Raw genomic sequence first — 20,581 nt, 5'->3', positions numbered from 1 at the left:
TTTTGATGATATAGCTTTGGATTGTTTCTATATCATCATCAAATTTATTATTTTTGGGTCTGTGATAAAAGGCTTAACTTGTCTAGAAATCCAAAAAGCTTTTGATTCATTTCAGAATAGTCATGTAAACGAAGTTGCTGGGGAGTATCAATAAAACGGTATTTCTCGGCTTGTTTTAGGTCGTTTTCAGAGTGAGCAATAAGTTGTTCAACCACGTCATGGGTTAGCTCCATATGACATTGAAAACCATACACGAATGGACCATAGGCAATGATTTGCCGTGGACAGCCTTCACTATAGGCAATGATTTGGGCATCTTGAGTTAAACCTGGCATATCATTGTGCCAGTGGCCGACCGCCAAACTATCACCGAAATGCGCAAAAAGCGGATTTTTTTTGCCTGCTTCGGTCAACGTAATTGGGAATTTGCCAATCTCTTTTTCCGGACTATGCTCGAAATGTGCACCTAAGGCTTCACCAATTAATTGCGAGCCAAGACAGACACCGATGACTATTTTTTGTGATTTGATTGCCGTAGATATAATGGCTTGCTCGGCTAATGAGTCAAAATGTGGACACTCTTTTTTGGTCGTTGCTGGTGATTGAGGACCACCCATGATAATCAACATATCAATCTTATCTATCTTATCGGGAAGCGGCTCACCAAGATAAACACGAGAATAACTAATGGTGTGTTGATGCATTTTTGCCCATTGCTCATATGCGCCAGGTGCTTCGAAATCTTCGTGGATGATAAAGTGCACATGCATTGGTCAATCTCCTTTAATCTTATCGATTCTATTTTATATCGAATATGGACAATTAAACGCGAAGTTTATTATGAATCTTTTATTATGAAATGTGAAGATTTGGCGTTTTGTATGTGGGATATTTGGCATAAAAATCTGCTTTAATCGGATTTAGAATGCGTAAAATTGGTTCTTGCGAGAGATTTTATGGTTTTACTACAAAAGTTAATCAAGTAGAAAAAAGACATATTGTAAAAAATAATTGGGTAGATATTGAATATCATTATATTATTGGAAGAAAAGAATAGGGAAAAATTAATATCTATGAAGCACATCCCCGAATTAAAGTCGAAATTCAATCAGTTCAATAAGATTATAAATGGATGACAATATGAAATTATTAAAGATCTTAATAATACTATTACTATTAATTAAAGGTTTTACCCAAATTCTTATTTGCAACGATGATCCTACTGTCTTTTTGGCGCTAAAATTGAATCCTCTTTCTGAAAATTATAATTATATTAATTATTTAAGTCACAATAGTTATTATGTTTTGTTTTCTGATGAAAATGAAATGATAGGACAAAATATCATTGATATGATTTATAAGATTCCTTTAATTCTTTATATTTCAGTTTTACTTATACTGTTTTTTTTAAAACATAAAAATACAAAAGAGAAAACCCTATGAAGCAATTTTTACCACATATTACTTTTTTGATATTTTTTTGCTTTTTATAAAGCGGTTAATTAACCACAATTATTAAGTAACGAAATAAAGAAACAGTTACTCGAAAGATGATTAGATAATTATGATATATCGTAACTTATAAACAAAGACATCAAAGAAATTTATTCTGATGATGATTTTAAGTTTAAACTGGATGCTTATTTATCCCATTTCAAAAATAATCACTGGGTATTTGATAAAGCGGAAATAAATTCACTATTATCTGAAATCAGGTATATACTCTTCATAAGATGTGATAAGCGCAACAGCAAGATTTATGAGATATTTATTATATATAACATTACTTATTTTTAGCCTTTCCTGTGTAGGTACAACTATAAAACCAGTCCCTATTGCTAATAAATTAAAAATTACCGATCAAATAGAATTAATCTTCTTAACTTATAATAAAGAATTCAATCTTTATTCAGATCCAAGATTAATTAACAATGAAGTGACATCTAAAATCGAAGGATATTATGATGATGAGCAATATACCGGTATTGACTCAATAGATATTAAAATATCTGATAATAAACATTATGTTAAAATGGATGCGATTATCAAAGGTTATGTTGAAATATCAGACAATGAAAAAATGCTACACGAAAACTATCAATGTGTCATTATCGATATCAAAAACTCAAAAGTTGTCTGGTCTGGGGTAGAGATGTGTGACGGTGAGTGGAAAGATAATCAATGGATAAGTCATGGAAAAGTCGAATTTGATGGCAAATGAAGTTTAAGTTCGAAAGAAAGATAAACAACTAAAAAACATGGGAATTTTAACATGAGAATATTATTACTGATTCTTTTGTCTTTGGCTAATATAGCATGTAGTCAAAAAATAGAAAATCAATCAGCAGTGACTCAAACAATCCCACATTTTGATGCTACGGTTTATCAACTTATTGACCTTTTTAATAAAAAAGAATTTTAAAGAAATTAACCAATATATTAATAAAGATATAGGTCTTTTCATTGTATATAATGGAAGTACCAGCCCAACAATGAGAAGAATTGAACAATTTAAATCGAATAATAAAATAATAGAAAATACAATACCGTCTTGGGTAGACGATGAATTGCTAGGGTTTTCAATATCTGGCAATCCTAAAATACAATATGAACAATATCCTACATTTGATCCATGTAGTGAAAAAGTCACTAAACTAGGTCTGTATGCCAATTCAAAAGAAAAAAATATTGAGGCTTTAAAAATAGCGCTTGGTTATTATCATTGGGAACTAAAACACTATCAATTTGAAAAAAATCCTGTTTGGGAGGAATATCAATCCATTGCCGATAAAATAGCCCCTAAAACAGTTAAAGTTGTCTATATAGAAAACTTTCCAGGTATAATACCGAATCATGAAAAAAATATTTTTATATTTTATCTAACCCAATTAGATAATAAATGGTATTTATCCATTCTAGATTTTTATACTATGGATTGCAGTGCATAAAATGCGTGGTAATAAAAAAATATATCGGCAAAAATTAGACTAAATTCCTATAATACCAAAGATAAAGATGATGAAAATGAAAATAAACCGCACTAAAATTAAAAACTATTTGATTAGTTTATTTTTAGCAATTTTTTTACCATTCAGTTGTAATGCCTACGAAAATCAATATATAGATACAAAATTTGTCTATGAAGAATATGATCGAAATAATGATTATTTTAAATCAAAAGAGTTAGACAAGCTTTTTAATCTTAATAATGAAGACTATTTGCTTCCAGATACTTTTGGTCTTGATACAGAGTTTTATTATGTTCGACCCATTGAAATTAAAGATAATCATAAAAATTATTATATTCTCTTATATGATAAAAATGACATTTTAAAAGATGTGCTCCCCGTTGCTAATAAATATGTATATTCTATTGATGTTTGATTAGAAAATAATAAAAATGGAATTTGTTTGGGGACATTTGATGAAGAAAATGTTTTTTTTGAGATTGAAAAAATTTATGAAGTCACTAAGGAAATAAAATTAAAACCTTTACCAATTGAGACCAAAATATTGGACTGCCCTATACCTGCTGATTATAATACTGAGGATAATATAGGTATGGAAGATTACTTCAAATATGGCGTATTAGGCAATAGAAAATTATAGTTTTAAAAAAGAATTAGTTTTAAATAGTTTTATAGAAAATCAACATAAAAATCCTGAATAATGATATACCAATTTATTGCGACTAAATGATATATAATTATTCAGGATTTTTTTACTATGGATTGCCGTGCATAATATGCGTGATAATAAAAAAATATTCTGGCAAAAATTGTTAATATTCATAGTAAGTTATCAATTAAAAATCCACCTAAAATAAAGCGGAAATAAATTCACTATTATCTGAAATTAGGTATATACTCTCCATAAATTCTGAAAACCGCACTCATATACTGCACCCGTTATTCTATACAAGCGTTTTTTAAAGTACGGGGGAAACATTGTAAAAAATAAACAAGGAATATTGGCAATGAGATTGATAATAGCATGTATAACCCTCTTATTTATGAGTAATCAAATAGCGAATAGCCAACCGATTAATAAAAATAAAAAAGACGATCTTATTACCCAAATTATGCAAGCTCCGCTTGCCAGCCCGCCAATTGGTGATAAACATGTTTTATATCCTTTTGCCACACATTGGCAACATGCAGAAACAGAAAGTGAACGTTCGGGGAATGAAAAGGCTTTTGATGAATTAGCCAGGAATTTATATAAGCAGTCCCAATCAGAACAATCCTATAAGATTACTTTAACCCAAGAAAATTTAAAGCAGGTTGTTCAGGATTCCTATGATATCCCATTTAATATCAACGATATTTTAAACCAGAAGATTACAGTTCATGTGGAAAAAATAGCCGGCTTTCCTCAGTTTGATCTGTTTCTACTCACCACCGAGAACCTTGAGTTAGAATGCAACCATTGCGAGTATGGAAGACACCTTATTTTTCAATCCATTATCTCTATCAGCTCTGATCAAATTGTGGATAAATTAGCAGCCACTTACGAATATGGAAATGATCTGGGTAGAAGCTATCGATTTTTCCATTATAACAATGGGAAAATAATTATTAGGGATCTTGGTAGTGATGAGATAGACAGTGATGCTTATGAAAAAAGAACATATCAACTGACCTCCCAAGGCAAATTCATCCGCTATTATGATACTAATGGTTCTTTTCAAAATACAGATCTTAATGTTACAGAGGAAGGTTTAGTTCAAAACCATACTCGCGAGGGGGTATGGATAGAGATAACAGGCAGTAAATATGCGCCTCTAGGTATCGGTTATATTTATCTCGAATCGGAATATAAAAATGGTTTACTTGATAATGTCCGGAAATGTTATCAATTAGACTATCAAAAGAAATTAGATGGTTCTAAGGATCTATCTTCTGCTAAAAAAGGCAAACTTTTGTACACAGAAACCTATAAAGACGGTGAGCTTGTCGAACGCAAATTTGTGGATAAAGAAATTGATGAATTGAATTAAAGATTGTGTAGTAAACAAACGATTATTATGCTTATCACCCTCATAAATATGAATGGTGGTAAGTAAACAATATTACCTCACGGCTATTGGCAGGAGGTAACAGAAGAGTAAGCTAAGTCATTATCTTGTTTAGTTAAATTTCTTTTACAACACTATAATTTAACAATTGATGATGTAAAATGTCACGAAGATTTATGTGCAAAAGATCCAAATGAAGGAAAAGATGTATATAAAAAAATGATGAATTATTGGCATTAATTATATAAAAAAATTTAACAGTTTGAGAGTAAAATAATGAATAAATTTTTAATACTGATAACAAGCTTATTAATAATTTTCTCTTGTAAAGCGCAAGATGAGATTACCAATATTTCTAAGTCATGTCATGATTTAAAATTTCGAAATCTAATTTATTATCAAATGTGTTTAGATTGGAATTTAAGTGCAGACAATATTCTCGAAATTACTCAAAATAAGCACGAAGAGTACTTACCTGATGATGTTAATTTTGAACATTTCTATGGTTTTACCCCTGATGGTATCTATATTAAAGCTGAATTAACGAAAAATAATAAACTTTATGATATCCTGTTAGGTTCGCAGTCATGGTTTTTACTTACCGATAAGCACACTGAACAATCACAACTATATTCTTATCGAGATCCTAAAAATTCTCGATACTTTCTAGGGGACTTTGTCACCGAAGCATTAGTCGAACAACATCCTGAGTTAGAAGAACGCTACAAACAACATTATCAAACAGCAATTAACACTATTTCGCAATATCAACCAACTACCTTAAAAGATTTTAATGGTCATTATTTTTCCACTAATTTAACTGTTACTATTAGTGATACTAAGATTAAACTCAATACGCTTGATTATGATTTACCATTATTCCTAAAAGACGATGACAATATTTGCGCCTATCAAGGATTAGCAAAAGAACAAACACAAGGCGATTTTATCTTTACCCTGTTTATTAAGGATAAAAAATATTATTTTCAATCACCAGACTTTATGGATAATAAAATGATTGAAGTTTATAAAAGAGATTAAAAATGAAGAAACATATCCTTCTTTTTCTGTTTTTTATGCTAATTATCATCGGTAGTTCAAATGGCAGTACGAAAAATACCGCCATTCAACATACTTTGCCTTTTACATCTGATGGGTTAAAGAAATTTTATTCTTATGATGAAAATACGGGTACTTATAAAATAAATGCTCAATTTTTGGAAAAAAAGAATTTACCCAATTAGAAAAAAATATTAAGCCTAAAAATTTTCATGATTATTATTCAATATCAAAATATTATTACCCTGTGTTAGACGTTTCAATTGGTTTACAAAGAGTTACAGGGATTATATACGAAGGATGGGTTGAGTCAGAATATCCCTGTTTATTTTTTCAAATAAACAGTTATGATCATGCAGGAGATAGGATTGATGCTTTATTAATAGACAATAGAATCACATTTATTAAAATTTAAAATAAATAAAAATGGCAATTTTGAATCGATCCATTAAATAGTAAATACAATCATTTGGATGAAAAAAAACTAAAAAAATTTTAATTATGAGCAATTTTAAAAAGAATTTAAATTTACTATTTGCAATAGTATTCATTTCATGTTCATGCAATACAAGTTTTGCAGACGAAAATGAACATGATTTTAATAAAACTTTATCAACTGATAGTGCTTCATGTCAAAAACCTATAATAGAGTATTTTCCAAATGGAAAATTAAAATTATCAGGATGTCAAGGAAGTTATAATGGTACAGGAATCCAAGTTGGGTTATGGAAAAAATATAATGAAAAAGGGGAATTGATAGAAACTACATATTACCACCCCGACGAGTTCGGTAAAGACTACAAAATCATTACGCAATATGAAAGAAATAAAATAATATCTAAAAAAATATACAACTTTGATGATTTGTACGAAGTCGAGTTAAAGGAACTTTCAACTATACCTAAATAATAATTCAATCCTTGGATATTAGTCCAATCAATAGATTAATCTTAATATAAAAGCATGATAAAAAATAACAATGTAGATTGGAAATAATGAATAAATTTTTAATACTTTTAATTAGGTTTCGTAACTTCTCCAAAAGAACTAATGAAAGTTATTTATTCCATTTTTATACACCCGAAGGCTCTGACGCTTTAGAGGCGATAGATTAGTGATGAAAAAAAAGAGCATTTTTGCTGACCCGCATTTAAACCCGAAAAAATATTGAATTGATAGAAAAATTGATAGATGTATATGGATAAGAGGAATACTAAAAAAAATATAATATATTGATTTATAATCAAATAGAGATGTATAGATATGAGATGAAGTGAGAAGTTGGCTCCTCCAACAGGACTTGAACCTGTGACATACGGATTAACAGTCCGCCGTTCTACCGACTGAACTATGGAGGAACCGAAATGTAGCGCGCATATTATAGATTTAATCGCCCCATGTCAACTGTTAAATTTTTTTAACTGTATTTTTAACGCATTTATGATGATTCACGATTGTTTTGAATAAGGCTTTTTGTCTAAGTAATTGCTGAGGGTGTGAGCCAAGTTCGCCTTGCGGGATGGGTTGTTTTTGGTAGTATTTGATCCAATAAGGAATAATTTGGCCAGTCGCAGAATCTTTGAAATTCATTGGATAGCGCTGAAAATAGTCTTCACCTGATGGGTATTTAAAGGCATAAGTAATTAATTCGCTACAGTAAAATCCTTCATCTTCAGCACGGAAACTATGGTTATAGGGCAATCCTAAACACGTTTTAACACGGGTTAATGCATTTTTGATGACTGAATCATCATAAATGGTTGCGACCAGATTATATTTAGCCCTCGCTAAAAAGTCATTAAGGGGTTGTTGAATCACGCCATGCTGTTGAGTGGCTTCTATGACGATATTATTACCAATATATAACCCAACATGGTTTATCTGTTTGATTATTTCATCCGTGTCGGCACCAGAATGCGTCACTGCGGTATTGAATTCGCTTTCTTCATTCTGGGCTTGGAAAATAATATCGCCAATTTGCATGGTTATTTGCGTGCGTGGTGGCGCCATAATGAGAACATTACGCAAGTTGCAATAATAAATTTAGCTGCATCAACACCAACGAAAGGTAAGTAGCCGACTTTTAGTGCTTCGATAAGTGAAATATGCAAATATCCCATTAGATAAACGACACCAAATACAAATAAGAGTTGATGTGCACAAGCAAAGGCAATTAATCCTAAAATAAAGTGACGATCGTACCCTTTTTCGGCAGCAAAACCGGCTAAATAAGCACTAAATATATAACCATACAAATAACCTGATGACGGTGAAGCTAATGCCATAATTCCACCGCTACCGTTAGCGAATAGTGGTAATCCCATTGCACCTAAAAAGAGATATTGAAGTATGGTTAATGCACCTAGTTTACGACCTAAAAAAGCGCCAATTAACAATACGGCTAACGATTGAAGTGTGAATGGTACTGGGTATGTGGGAATACTGATATTAGCTGCTAACCCTAGCAGTAGGGCCGCCCCTGTAGTTGCACACAGTTTGCGTTGCCAAGATGATAAGTTAAATAGTGTATTGATATAAGTTGGATAATATGTTGTGAGTTTCATTATTTTCTACCATTAAAAGATAAACAGTAGTGCAATAATAATACAAAAATTTATAATGTAAACTCTTTTGTTTCAAAAAAGTTTACATTATTCTTTAATCTATTTAAACAAATAGTGACGTTATACTAAGTAAGGGTTAGTCATTCGTTCATTACCAAAGCTCGACATCGGGCCATGACCAGGTACAAAGATAAAATCGTCGCCTAATGGAAAGAGTTTATGGGTAATTGATGAGATCAGATCTGCATGATTTCCGCGAGGAAAGTCGGTTCGTCCAATACTGCTTTTGAACAGCACATCACCCACAAACGCAATTTTATCTTGTTTGTTAATAAATACGATATGGCCCGGAGTATGACCTGGGCAGAATAAAACATCTAAAGTGACATTTCCTACTTTTATTTGTTCACCTTCTGTTAACCAGCGATCGGGTAAAAAGCTATCAATGTGAGGAAAACCAAATTGTATGCATTGTTGTGGTAAGCCTGACAGTAAAAATTCATCTTCTTGGCTAGGGCCAATAATTTTAACGTTATAGTGTTTAGCTAATTCCACCGCTGCACCAACATGATCTAAATGACCGTGGGTAAGCAGTATTTGTTTAATATCTACATTAAGCTTTTCAACTGCTTTTTTTAGTAGTTCTGGCTCACCACCTGGGTCGATAAATGCGGCTTGATTTGTTTCATCACACCAAATAATGCTACAGTTTTCTTGAAAAGCTGTAACGGGAATGATTTGATACTGAAACATATTGTTATCTCCTTGTTGTTTAGTGCCGAGCCGTTAAATTTTGACCATCTTCTTTTGTTAATTGCGCAAAGATTATGCTTGATAGCATAGTTACCACACCTAGTATAACAAAGGATAGCTGAAATGCGTGAATAGTCGTTGTTGAGTTGCTAAATAATCTAACCAATACCGCACCAAAGCCAGTACCAAAACTGATAGCTAATTGTTGATTGACCGCCATTAAACTATTGCCGCTGCTGGTGTTTTCGCCTTGTAGGTTAGCTAAAGTTATACTATTCATTGAGGTAAATTGCATTGAGTTAACGCCACCAATACAAAATAGTAAAATACCTAATATGACTAGTGGTGTGGTTAGATTTAATAATGACAGTAAAAGAATCAATATTCCCGCTAAAATAGTATTTGCAACCAACACAAAACGATAGCCTAATCGAGCCAATAATTTGGTAATAAAAAATCGCGTAAAAATTGAAGCGATCGCCATTGGTACTAACATCATTCCGGCAAACATGGCTGAATAGCCAAATCCAACTTGTAAAAATAACGGAATAAGAAAAGGTACACCTGAAATACCTAAGCGACAAACTAAATTCCCAATAATGCCAATTTTAAATGTACGGATATTGAATAATGAGAGTGGAAACAGCGGTGCTTGTCTCTTTTTGGCGTAGCTACGATAAATAAAGAGAAATACGATGCTAATAATAGCAAGCGATAGCGGTAAATAATATTGTTGACCTTCATTTAAACATTCAATACTCAGCGTCGCGCTGATGAAGGTTATAACAATAAAAATAAATCCAAATGCGTCAAAAGGCATATGTTCACCTTTTAGGTTCGGCATATATTTTAAGCTGACAAGTACGCCTAAAATACCAATGGGCAAATTAATCAAAAAGACCCAATGCCAACTTACCATATCAACCAAATAACCACCTAAAACAGGTCCGAGTACTGGTCCAATTAATCCGGGAATGGTGGCAGTATTTAATGCGGATAAAAACTCATTACGTTTAAAAGCCTTAATTAAAACCAAACGGGAAACGGGGACCATCATTGAGCCACCAATGCCTTGAATTACTCTTGATATATCTAAGAATATTAACGAATTAGATAGCGCACAAAGCAATGATCCTAATGTAAAGAGTGCGACCGCCATGACAAACACGTTTTTGGTACCAAATTTGTCAGATAAAAACCCACTTACCGGAATAAATAGTGCCAAGGTTAATGCGTAACAAATTACCGCTGATTGCATATTTAATGGCGATTCATTGAGATCTTTAGCCATGGTTGGCAGCGCAGTATTTAAAATCGAGGTATCAAGCGATTGCATAAAAAAAGCAAAGGCTGCAATCCAAGGTAATATTCGATAGACAAAAGGAGGTAATTCGCGATTCATTTTATTCAGCCTAATATTATTAAATTGCACGAACGATATGCTTAGCGCTAAGATTATGCTCTCTTACCTTTATGATTGGGTAAGAGAGCCCATGAATGCTATTTTATGATAATTAATTATTAGCTTTTTTCTTATTTTTAACCGGTTTGCCTTGCCAATAACCCGCCAAGAGTGAGCCAGAAATATTGTGCCAAACAGAAAATACCGCAGCTGGCAGTGCTGATAAAGCTGAAAAATAGGTGGTACCCAGTGTTGCAGCTAATGCTGAGTTTTGCATTCCCACTTCTAAAGACATGGTTCGGCAGGTCGATTCATCAAATCCAAATAAACGTCCTCCCCAATAACCACCTAACAAACCAATTCCATTATGGATGATTACGGCAAAAATGACCGTTATACCGACTTGACCAATGAGCGCATGACTACCCGCTACCACTATGCAAATAATTAATAAAATACATAACATTGAGAGTAATGGTAGGAAGCGCTCACATTTTTTTACTACTGAATATAAAAAGTGATGAACAATTAATCCCAATAATATTGGAACAAGTACGATTTGGACAATATGTACTAACATATCCCAGACGGGTACTTCAACAGTGGTGCCGACTAATAGTAGTGTAAGTAGCGGGGTGACCACGACACCAACAAGTGTTGATACTGATGAGATGGTGACCGATAAAGCCACATCACCCTTAGCCAGATAAATCATTACATTCGAGGCGGTTCCACTCGCAACACTACCAACTAAAACCATGCCAACTAATAACTCAGGTCGCATGGTAAATAATTTAGATAAGATCAATGCGGTTAGTGGCATAACAATATAATGCAGTAGGGTGCAAATTATTACCGCTTTAGGTTTGGTAACGACGCGTTTAAAATCATCAATACTTAACGTTACGCCCATAGTAAACATGACAAACATTAAAAGTTGTGATGTATGGGGGCGAATTGGAAGGAAAGCGTTAGGTAAAAAATAGGCGATTATTGCGCAAAGCACTGCCCATAGAGGAAATAATCGAGTAAGTGAAATAAGGGATTGCACAAATAACTGACTATAGCGTCGAGACATAAGCACCACCTTGTGGCTGAATAATTTTTTAATAATTATATGGTTAAGTTTGATTTAGTATTTCCATTTTATTGATTCTGTTAAATAGCGTCAAGGTATTTGTTAGAATTGTGTCGTGTATTTCTATTGGATTTTCAGGACGTAATTGACAAAGAATCTTAAAAATATCGACAATATTTTCGGGTCGATTGATTTGTCCTTGCCGGCCACTTAACGGCATGTCAGGTGCATCGGTTTCTAACACTAAACTTTCGAGCGGTAATTTGGCGATGGTTTGACGAGTTTTATTGGCTCGCGCATAGCTTATTACGCCACCCACACCAATGTAATAGCCTAATTTAACAAATTGCATGGCTTGTTGATAACTTCCAGAAAAACCGTGGATCACGCCACGACAGGGTAAATTGGCTTGATGTAATTCATGATAGATAACATCGTGTGTTTTGCGGGAATGGACTAAAATCGGTAAATCAAACCGCTTGGCTATACTCAATTGCGCTCGGAAAAAATCAAGTTGCTTTTGCCACGCAATCGAGTTGTCATAACGATCCAAACCGATTTCGCCAATAGCGACTATTTTTTTTGAGTGAGTACTAACTTTATCTACTAATATTTCTAGGTCAGTAGGGGAGTGTTGATATATAGGATGTAGGCCAAGTGCAGCATAAAGTTCATGATACTGTCCGCTGAGTTGCAAAATTTGGCTAAAATGATCGGCACATACGGCCGGAATAATTAAACCAGTAATCTGAGCTTGGCGAATGTGGTTGATTGAATTATCTAAATCGGTAACAAAAGCAGGAAAATTGAAATGGCAATGTGTATCAATAAACATAATGCCTCCTATTCTTCGACTTGATGTAATAATACCGGTAATAAAAATCGCTGAGCAAGATGGGTTATTTGCTCAATTAATTCATTGTTCAACTCAGGGTATAATCTTGCGTAATAACTATCACATTCAGCGGAGTGAAATTGTCCACCTTGCCATGCATTTAATAATTTACTGATAGCTTTTTCACTCGGCTCAATTTCTGTTGTTTTTGGATTATATGCGGTAATTAACCAACTCCATGCACTTTGTAATGGTAACAACATCGGTTGATTAATACCTTGTATATAACCGTCAACTAAATCAGTTAGTATTGTTAATGCTTGGTTAGCGTCAATGTGTGAAAAACGCCATTGGTTGTCTTCTCGCCCATATAATCGACTTTGGCTTTTATCTGTATTTAAAATACAATAAATTAAATGGTCAATCCATAATGATATACCATCACGGATAGAGAGATTAGTCGGTCGCCAAGTTAAAATGCCATCTTGTTGAATATGAGTTAACCATCCTTGTAATTGATAATGTTGTTTATCTATCGAAATGGTTAAATTCACCTCTGACGTTGAAAGATCGGTTCGCTCTTTAATGATTTTGTTGGCTAATGGCTGTAATAATTCACATTGTTCATCATAAATAATCTCACCAAAAGCCCCATCTGGTAATTCACCCGTCAATGTCAGGCGTTGATACAAATTATCAGTTGAGTCCTTAGTGATCATCTCATTTAGAATCTGTAAATTGAGTTGATAGCGTTTCAAGCTATCTAGGCTAAAGTTTTCGGCATCGGGTAATGTATCATCTAAATAATTGATATAAAAATTAAAGCGTTTTTGTAAAAAGAATCGAATAGAGTGTTGATAAAATCGCTTTAGTTCATCCAAATTGATGTTATCAACAACCATATTGGTGATATCACTGATAAATGATTGGCTTTCCCCTGCTTTTAACGCTGCTGGTAACCACTCATCGGCATAACTTCTTGGCTCATTTAAGAAATTTAGCGGATTAAATGGGGTGCGGGTATGCAATGTTTTTAATTTATCTATTAGATGATTTTTTTTAGTGGAATTTTCATCCGTTGCATAATACTGCACAATATAATCCCAAAGTTCATCAACCAATACCGATGGATAACGTTCGCTATCATCTTTCATATCACGGCCAATATAACTGATATAGAGTTGATTTTGTGCCGATAAAATCGCTTCTAAAAATAGATAACGATCATCAATGCGTCGACTACGATCGCCGCGTCTTGGATTTTGTGCAATTAAATCAAAATCTAAAGGTAATGATGTTCTTGGATAGTCACCATCGTTCATACCTAATAAGCAAACCAATTTAAACGGAATAGAACGCATTGGCATCATGGTACAAAAGTTTATTTTACCAACTAAGAATCGATGCGCTAAGTGGCTTTGTTCCAATCGGGTTTGCATAGCATCATGTAAGACGGTTATCGAAATATTGTCGGTAAAATTGGCATTTAAACCACTGCTGATCAGTTTTTCCCACTCTTCTTGGATCATGAGTAAAATTGATTCACGCGATGTATTGCTAACAAAAAAGTCAGTGATAAGCTCAATACAGCAACTTTGCCATTCAGATAACGGTTTGTCCTCACTTAAAATATTTAGCCATTTACGTACAGATTTTATAAATTCTGCTAATTGGCCAATTAATTCAGCATCTAATCCTGTAGCCCCATCATAAGGTAATATCTGTTGCCAGCCACCTTGTTCACTATTCATGGTATAACCAAGTAGTAAGCGCTCAATACCAAATAGCCAACTGTGAGCATTTTCGAGACCAAAACGAATGCCAGACTCAATAATCCAAGTATGTAATAAAGTTAGTTGTGGCTCACTTATGGCAAATTTTTCAGCAATTGCTGGGATTTCTAGCAGGTTAAATAACTCTTCGGCAGTAAAGCGGCTTTCAGTAAAGTTTAAAATAGCAAAAAATCCTTGCACAATGGGATCGATGTTACGCGCTTTTTGATCGGAAATAGTGAATGGTAAATGACGTTGTCCTTCAGCATTACCAAATACCGATCGAATATAAGGTACATACTTATCAATATCTGAAACCATGACAATACAATCACGTAATTCCAGTGTAGGATCAGCATCAAATGCCGATAATAGATAATCATAAAGTACTTCGACTTCCCGCTGTTCGCTATGACAAGCATGAAATGTTATTGATCTATCTTGGTTATCGATTTCATCTACTGGTGCTTCACGGTAGAGCTCTAAAATATCTTGCTGAATAGCATGTAATAGACAATTACGTTCATTGTCGACAAAGAGATCAATATCCTGCTTATTTTGAAACTCTTGCAATAAAAATAGATTATCGCGTCCCAATTTTCCCCACGATGTCAGTAGTGGGTTTTGTGTATCCGATATTTCAACAATATCTCCCCAATACCATTTACAAGGGTTGTTAAACATGAGGTGAACGTCTATATGTTGTCCAAGTGCGGATAATAGTGATAGATAAATTGGGGGCAAAGAGGTGATGCCAAAAATATAAATCCGCTTAGGTAAATTGTTTAATCGGGTGCGATCAAAGTCACTATCTAACATAATCTCTAACATTTGTTGATAAATGTTAGCACGATGATAGGGTTGGCTAATCGAGATCAGTTGACGCCATAATTCCGCTTGCCACTTCTCATCCGGATGGTTGTTTAATTCAGTGACTGTTTGATTGGCTTCCCATTTGGCTAGCCAGTCTGGGCGATAAACTAAATACTGGTCAAATAATTTTGCTATGCGAGTTGCTAATTGGTACTGTTTTCGTTCTTCTTTATCAATATCAAGATAATATTTGATTGTTTCAAATTCTGGCCGCTCAATAATTTTTGGCAATAGATAATATAAACGCCAAGTCATTGATTCGACATTATAACTATTTTCAATTGGAGCCTCAGGCAGAAGGGCTTGGTATAACTGCCAAATAAATTGACTCGGAAAGGGAAAATCAACATTAGCCACAATACCAAGATCGTTAGCCAATTCAATTTGTAACCACTGCGCCATCCCTTGGCTTTGCACAATGACCATATCAGGTGTAAACACTTGCTCTAATGGGTCTCTGCGCATTAATTCACTGACTAATGATTTGAGTAAATCGACTTGATTTGAATGATAAATAGTAAACATGGTTACATTAGTTTTAATATAATTAAATTGATTATCGCCGATTGTTATTAATAAATCCAGTTACCTATAGGCGGTGTTTTTTATATCGTAATAATTCTTATAATATCCAACTCGCTTTTGTAAAAAAAGTTGAGGAGCGGGGTTTTTGAGGTTTTAAATTTCACTTAAAAAGTTTTAAATGATCAAACTTACTAAATTTCTAATTCTAAGCCCTAAAATAAAATTTCCGATGATCTTTAATCATATTTCCAAAGATTTGTAATGATAATATATCCAATTAAAACAATAGGTAACCAATTATAACTTAGATCATTTTTAGATCCTATTTACAAAAGTTAACGTAAGTGAGCGAAAAAAAGTGTTGCATCGTGTTTTTCCAATCACTATACTTTTTACACGGTTTTGGCTCAGAGGCTAAAATTTGATAAAAAAGTATAAAATTGTAAATTAATCAAAAAATTACTTGACAGGGTAGTCTAAAATGCATTATAATTTTCAACAGGCAACAGGCAACCTGGCCAACCTATCTTTTAAATTCGTCTAAGTCCAGCACCCAGTTTAAATTTTTCACTGAAACTTATTTTTCCACGCAATCAAGTGAAATTCTGCGAATTTTCGCGCGATCGCTTGCGCGATCCTCTTCTCGATCTTTTTTCCGGTCGTTTTTCGGATCCTCTTTCAGATCCTGTTTTCGATCCTTTTCCCAATTATCCCTTCAGATTGTTTTTTTCGTGGTTCTTTTCCTTCCTTTTTCGGGTCACGCATTGACATCACAGACAACTAGGAATGCGATACAGGGTAGTGCACCTTATCTGACTTTCGACGGTGGTCGTACACGTGCGGTCGATGCTAACGGTCTGCTTGGGATTACTTTATCTAACGGAACTAGGTACACGCCTTCAACCAATACTTCATCTTCTTCAGCACCAATCTCCTTGCCGGTTGAGGGTCAGAGTTTTGCTGATATTCGTATGTTCGTTCCTACTGATACTAATTCAGTCGATTTAAGTACTCTTATCGGTCCTCCTAATAATTATTGGGGTGATGATGATGGTGATTCTGGCGTTACTGCTACAGGTTCTTTAAGTTTATCTATCGTCGATAAAAACAATCAAGTTGTATCACGTAATACTGTGTTAACGACATGTAATGATTCTGCACCTTATAGGATTAAGTTATCCAGTACTAACGGTACATTATCTACTCGTTATGGTTTTCCTAATCGTAGTACTTTCAATGCTAGTAATGTGACTTATTACGTCAGTCCAAAGACTGGTACCTCAGTTTGTGCTAAAGTTAAATTTGCCAGACCTAATTTGAATTATGGTTCAGGTCAATATGCAGGTCCAGCTTCAATGTGGGACCGTGCTAATGGTTTTATCCCTCAGTCAACTGGCCCATCCTCTTACGGTAGAAACTTTCCTACTACTGGTGCTAACAACCTGTACTTTGATTTACTCATTACCGGTAGTAGTCAGCCATTGTATTGGTCTCCAGTTTCTCATGGTGGTATCACAGCTACTATGTCTAATTCTACTGCTACAAGCGTTCGTGTTACTTTAACTGGTCCTTACGCTACTCCATCCCAGATTAGTTCAGCCAATCCTGGTCCTCTTTCCACTATTTCTTTGCCTCAGAACTTCGAGTTGGTCGGTCGTGATAGTAATGGTACTCCAGTCGTCAGATATGGTTTTACTTTGAAGCAGTGGTTCGTCCACCGTGGTACTAAGTTTGACACTTATCCTAATACCTTATCTTGGTGTAATAGTCTTGGTTATCGAGTGCCTCGCGTAAAGGATTTAACCAATGCATCTTGTCGTGGTACTAATTCAAGTTCTTACTGTCGTGGTTCCGTCGGCGCCACTCCTTCTTCTCCTAATAATCTTTACATGCGTCATATAGGTTCTGGCTTTTTCACGGAGTGGGGCTCTATGGACGGTTACTCTGGCGTTGGCTCCTACAGTTGGTACTGGACTAGTGACCCGCATGGTAGTAACCAGTTTGTCGTGAACACCAGCAACGGGCGCGTGACTTGGTACTACAACGGCGACTACGGGCTTTGTGCCTATCCTTAGTTCTTATTCCTTCGTCCTTAATCCTTAGGGTGGGGGTGATAAAAAATAGTGTTGAGTCATTAAAAGTAAGCTGACTCAAGGAGTCAACGTCGTTTAGCCATAAAAAGCGATTTTGCGGCTAGGCGACGTTTGAATTACCCGCCTAGGCGGGTTTATTTTTGAGGTGTTTTATCGCAAAAAAAGTTGAGGAGTGGGGTTTTTGGGGTTCAAAATTTTGTTTTGAAATATTGTCTCAAATAAATAATTGCGCTCTAACTGTGTCGCTTTTTAGTAGCTGTATTTTTCCATTAAAAAAAAGTTGAGGAGCGGGGTTTTTGAGGTTTTAAATTTCACTTAAAAAGTTTTAAATGATCAAACTTACTAAATTTCTAATTCAAAGCCCTAAAATAAAATTTCGAGGATCTTTAATCATTTATTTAAAGATTTGTAATTGTGATATCTTTAATTAAAACAATAGCCAATCAATTATAATCTAGATCCTTTTTAGATCCTATTTACAAAAGTTAACGTAAATGAGCGAAAAAAAGTGTTGCATCGTGTTTTTCCAATCACTATACTTTTTACACGGTTTTAGCTACAAGGCTAAAATTTGATAAAAAAGTATAAAATTGTAAATAAATCAAAAAAATTACTTGACAAGGTAGTCTAAAATGCATTATAATTTTCAACAGGCAACAGGCAACCTGGCCAACCTATCTTTTAAATTCGTCTAAGTCCAACACCCAGTTTAAATTTTTCACTAAAACTTATTTTTCCACTCAATCAAGTGAAATTCTGCGAAATTTCACGCGATCGCTTCCGCGATCCTCTTCTCGATCTTTTTTCCGGTCGTTTTCCGGATCCTCTTTCAGATTTCGATCCTTTTCCCAATTATCCCGGCAGATTGTTTTTTTCGTGGCTCTTTTCCTTCCTTTTTCCAGTCATGCATTGACATCACAGACAACTAGGAATGCGATACAGGGTAGTGCACCTTATCTGACTTTCGACGGTGGTCGTACACGTGCGGTTGATACTAACGGTCTGCTTGGGATTACGCTATCTGATGGTACACATTATACGCCTTCTACCAATTTATCATCTACAACTCCAATCGTCTTGCCGGTTGAGGGTCAGAGTTTTGCTGATATAAGTATGTTCGTTCCTACTGATACAAATTCAGTCGCTTTGAGTTCTCTTATCGGTCCTCCTAATAATTATTGGGGGGATGATGATGGAGATTCTGGTGTTACTGCTACTGGTTCATTAAGTTTATCTATCGTCGATAAAAGAGGTCAATCAGTATCACGTAATTCCGTGTTAACGACTTGTAATTCTCCTTATCGTGTTACATTATCCAATAATAACGGTACATTAGCTACTCGTTACGGAGTTCCTCGTAGTAGTAGTTTCAGTGCCAGTAGAGTGACTTATTATGTTAATCCTAAGGCTGGGCCGGTGGTTTGTTTTGCCAAGCCAAATACGTATCACGAATATTCTGGTCAAAATGGTCCGTCTTGGATGTGGGACCCTGCCAAGGGTTTTCTCACTCAAGAAACAGACCCGTCACGTTACGGTCAAAACTTTCCTACTACAGGTCTTAATGGATTGTACTTTGATTTAGATATTAGTGGTAGTAGTCAGCCATTGTCTTGGTCTCCAGTTTCTCAGGGAGGTATCACAGTCACAATGTCTAATTCTACTGCTACAAGCGTTCGCGTTACTTTAACTGGTCCTTACGCTACTCAATCCCAGATTTATTCATTCAATCCTGGTCGTGTTTCCACTCCATCTTTGCCTCAGACCTTCGAGTTGGTCGGTCGTGATAGTAATGGTGCTCCAGTCGTCAAATATGGTTTTACTTTGAAGCAGTGGTTCGTCAACCGAGGTTCTAAGCAGGACTATTATCCTAATACATTATCTTGGTGTAATAGTCTTGGTTATCGTCTGCCTAGCGTAAGGGATTTAACTAACGCTGTTCGTACAGATGCAGTCGTACCTAGTGCCACCCCTTCCTCACCTGGTTATTATTACATGCGTCATATAGGTTCAGGTTTTTTCACGGAGTGGGGTCAAATGTTCAGTTACTATGGCGTTGGCTTCTACTACGGTTGGTACTGGACTAGTGACCCGTATGGTAGTGACCAGTTTGTCGTGACCACCACCAACGGTCACGTGATTTGGCACTACCCCTCCCACGACTACTACGGCCTTTGCTCCCATCCTTAGTTTTTATTTCTTCGTCCTTAATCCTTAGGGCGGGGGCGGGGGTGATAAAAAATAGTGTTGAGTGATTAAAAGCAAGCTGACTCAAGGAGTCAACGTCGTTTAGCAATAAAAAAAGCGATTTTGCGGCTAAGCGGCAAAAATGCTGGGCACCGAGGTGGTGGTTAAAAATATAGATATTAAAGGAGTAATATAAAATGAATATTGAAGATAAAATCGCATTAAGTAAAAGTCCGGTTCAGTTTATTGCCGAAGGTAATTTTTTAAAGCTTTATAATCAATCATTATATGTGGTTGAGCAATTATTGGGTTTTAACTTAAAGGTAATGGCAAAGTATATAAAAAAATTGATGAAATTATTATTTGCGGTGGATTTCCTACCCGTTCTATTACTAAACGCTACCCTAATGCCAGCCCTAATTTAAC

20 protein-coding genes and 1 tRNA gene are annotated in these 20,581 nt (G+C 34.8%); 12 read left to right on the top strand and 9 right to left on the bottom strand.

Going from position 1 to position 20,581, the window contains the following annotated elements; translation table 11 throughout:
* Positions 1–47: 47 nt before the first annotated feature.
* Complete coding sequence (locus J3U24_RS06690) at positions 48–770, bottom strand: type 1 glutamine amidotransferase (protein WP_065733574.1); 723 nt, start codon at positions 768–770, stop codon at positions 48–50.
* Positions 771–1,759: 989 nt separating this feature from the next.
* On the opposite strand from J3U24_RS06690, the gene J3U24_RS06685 reads away from it, so the two are divergent.
* The 9 genes from J3U24_RS06685 (at position 1,760) to J3U24_RS06645 (ending at position 6,985) form a co-directional block, all read left to right on the top strand.
* Positions 1,760–2,221 carry a hypothetical protein gene (locus J3U24_RS06685; RefSeq protein ID WP_187755594.1) on the top strand — a complete coding sequence of 154 codons (462 nt, stop codon included), beginning with the start codon at positions 1,760–1,762 and terminating at the stop codon, positions 2,219–2,221.
* Between the two features lie 51 nt (positions 2,222–2,272).
* Entirely contained in the window at positions 2,273–2,422 is a 150-nt protein-coding gene (locus J3U24_RS06680) for a hypothetical protein (RefSeq protein ID WP_267346986.1), read from the top strand.
* On the top strand, positions 2,394–2,948 hold the full coding sequence (locus J3U24_RS06675) for a hypothetical protein (protein ID WP_267346985.1): 555 nt from the start codon (positions 2,394–2,396) through the stop codon (positions 2,946–2,948). Before J3U24_RS06680 ends, J3U24_RS06675 begins: the two co-directional genes overlap by 29 nt.
* A gap of 76 nt (positions 2,949–3,024) precedes the next feature.
* The gene (locus tag J3U24_RS06670) at positions 3,025–3,384 is read left to right on the top strand and encodes a hypothetical protein (RefSeq protein ID WP_267346984.1); all 360 of its coding nucleotides are present in this window, start codon (positions 3,025–3,027) and stop codon (positions 3,382–3,384) included.
* Positions 3,385–3,411: 27 nt separating this feature from the next.
* Positions 3,412–3,609, top strand: coding sequence for a hypothetical protein (locus tag J3U24_RS06665; RefSeq protein ID WP_267337812.1), 198 nt, complete (start codon positions 3,412–3,414; stop codon positions 3,607–3,609).
* A 367-nt stretch (positions 3,610–3,976) separates the two neighbouring features.
* Positions 3,977–4,999, top strand: a complete 1,023-nt coding sequence (locus tag J3U24_RS06660) for a hypothetical protein (protein WP_267346983.1) — start codon at positions 3,977–3,979, stop codon at positions 4,997–4,999.
* Positions 5,000–5,293: 294 nt separating this feature from the next.
* Positions 5,294–6,058: a hypothetical protein gene (locus J3U24_RS06655; protein WP_220218566.1), complete on the top strand. Its 765-nt coding sequence runs from the start codon at positions 5,294–5,296 to the stop codon at positions 6,056–6,058.
* 2 nt (positions 6,059–6,060) lie between these two features.
* Entirely contained in the window at positions 6,061–6,261 is a 201-nt protein-coding gene (locus J3U24_RS06650) for a hypothetical protein (protein ID WP_220218567.1), read from the top strand.
* Positions 6,262–6,577: 316 nt separating this feature from the next.
* Positions 6,578–6,985 carry a hypothetical protein gene (locus tag J3U24_RS06645; RefSeq protein WP_267330527.1) on the top strand — a complete coding sequence of 136 codons (408 nt, stop codon included), beginning with the start codon at positions 6,578–6,580 and terminating at the stop codon, positions 6,983–6,985.
* A gap of 373 nt (positions 6,986–7,358) precedes the next feature.
* Here the strand turns inward: J3U24_RS06645 and J3U24_RS06640 are convergent.
* The 8 genes from J3U24_RS06640 to recC form a co-directional block, all read right to left on the bottom strand.
* Positions 7,359–7,434, bottom strand: a tRNA-Asn gene (locus J3U24_RS06640).
* Between the two features lie 49 nt (positions 7,435–7,483).
* Positions 7,484–8,086 carry a YiiX/YebB-like N1pC/P60 family cysteine hydrolase gene (locus tag J3U24_RS06635; RefSeq protein ID WP_220225339.1) on the bottom strand — a complete coding sequence of 201 codons (603 nt, stop codon included), beginning with the start codon at positions 8,084–8,086 and terminating at the stop codon, positions 7,484–7,486.
* A complete protein-coding gene (locus tag J3U24_RS06630) occupies positions 8,062–8,640 on the bottom strand; it encodes a biotin transporter BioY (protein WP_267330528.1) in 579 nt (192 codons plus the stop codon). Before J3U24_RS06630 ends, J3U24_RS06635 begins: the two co-directional genes overlap by 25 nt.
* Positions 8,641–8,760: 120 nt before the next feature.
* Positions 8,761–9,393 carry an MBL fold metallo-hydrolase gene (locus tag J3U24_RS06625; protein WP_065563784.1) on the bottom strand — a complete coding sequence of 211 codons (633 nt, stop codon included), beginning with the start codon at positions 9,391–9,393 and terminating at the stop codon, positions 8,761–8,763.
* 19 nt (positions 9,394–9,412) lie between these two features.
* Positions 9,413–10,795, bottom strand: a complete 1,383-nt coding sequence (locus tag J3U24_RS06620) for an MFS transporter (protein ID WP_220225337.1) — start codon at positions 10,793–10,795, stop codon at positions 9,413–9,415.
* Between the two features lie 112 nt (positions 10,796–10,907).
* Positions 10,908–11,873 carry a ketopantoate/pantoate/pantothenate transporter PanS gene (panS, locus tag J3U24_RS06615; protein ID WP_220225336.1) on the bottom strand — a complete coding sequence of 322 codons (966 nt, stop codon included), beginning with the start codon at positions 11,871–11,873 and terminating at the stop codon, positions 10,908–10,910.
* A 43-nt stretch (positions 11,874–11,916) separates the two neighbouring features.
* Entirely contained in the window at positions 11,917–12,708 is a 792-nt protein-coding gene (locus tag J3U24_RS06610; protein WP_267337814.1) for a TatD family hydrolase, read from the bottom strand.
* An 8-nt stretch (positions 12,709–12,716) separates the two neighbouring features.
* Positions 12,717–15,878, bottom strand: a complete 3,162-nt coding sequence (gene recC / locus J3U24_RS06605; RefSeq protein WP_267337815.1) for an exodeoxyribonuclease V subunit gamma — start codon at positions 15,876–15,878, stop codon at positions 12,717–12,719.
* A gap of 731 nt (positions 15,879–16,609) precedes the next feature.
* On the opposite strand from recC, the gene J3U24_RS06600 reads away from it, so the two are divergent.
* The 3 genes from J3U24_RS06600 (at position 16,610) to J3U24_RS06590 (ending at position 20,580) form a co-directional block, all read left to right on the top strand.
* Positions 16,610–17,953 (top strand): hypothetical protein, encoded by a 1,344-nt coding sequence (locus J3U24_RS06600; protein WP_267337816.1) that lies wholly within the window; start codon positions 16,610–16,612, stop codon positions 17,951–17,953.
* An 894-nt stretch (positions 17,954–18,847) separates the two neighbouring features.
* Positions 18,848–20,158 carry a hypothetical protein gene (locus J3U24_RS06595; protein WP_267346982.1) on the top strand — a complete coding sequence of 437 codons (1,311 nt, stop codon included), beginning with the start codon at positions 18,848–18,850 and terminating at the stop codon, positions 20,156–20,158.
* A 194-nt stretch (positions 20,159–20,352) separates the two neighbouring features.
* The gene (locus tag J3U24_RS06590) at positions 20,353–20,580 is read left to right on the top strand and encodes a hypothetical protein (RefSeq protein ID WP_267337256.1); all 228 of its coding nucleotides are present in this window, start codon (positions 20,353–20,355) and stop codon (positions 20,578–20,580) included.
* Position 20,581: the final 1 nt, after the last annotated feature.

The organism is Gilliamella sp. B2785, from assembly GCF_026537005.1.
Taxonomy (GTDB): domain Bacteria; phylum Pseudomonadota; class Gammaproteobacteria; order Enterobacterales; family Orbaceae; genus Gilliamella; species Gilliamella apicola_E.
The sequence above is the reverse complement of the archived record's forward strand: the minus strand, read 5'-3'. Positions and strand labels throughout refer to the sequence as shown.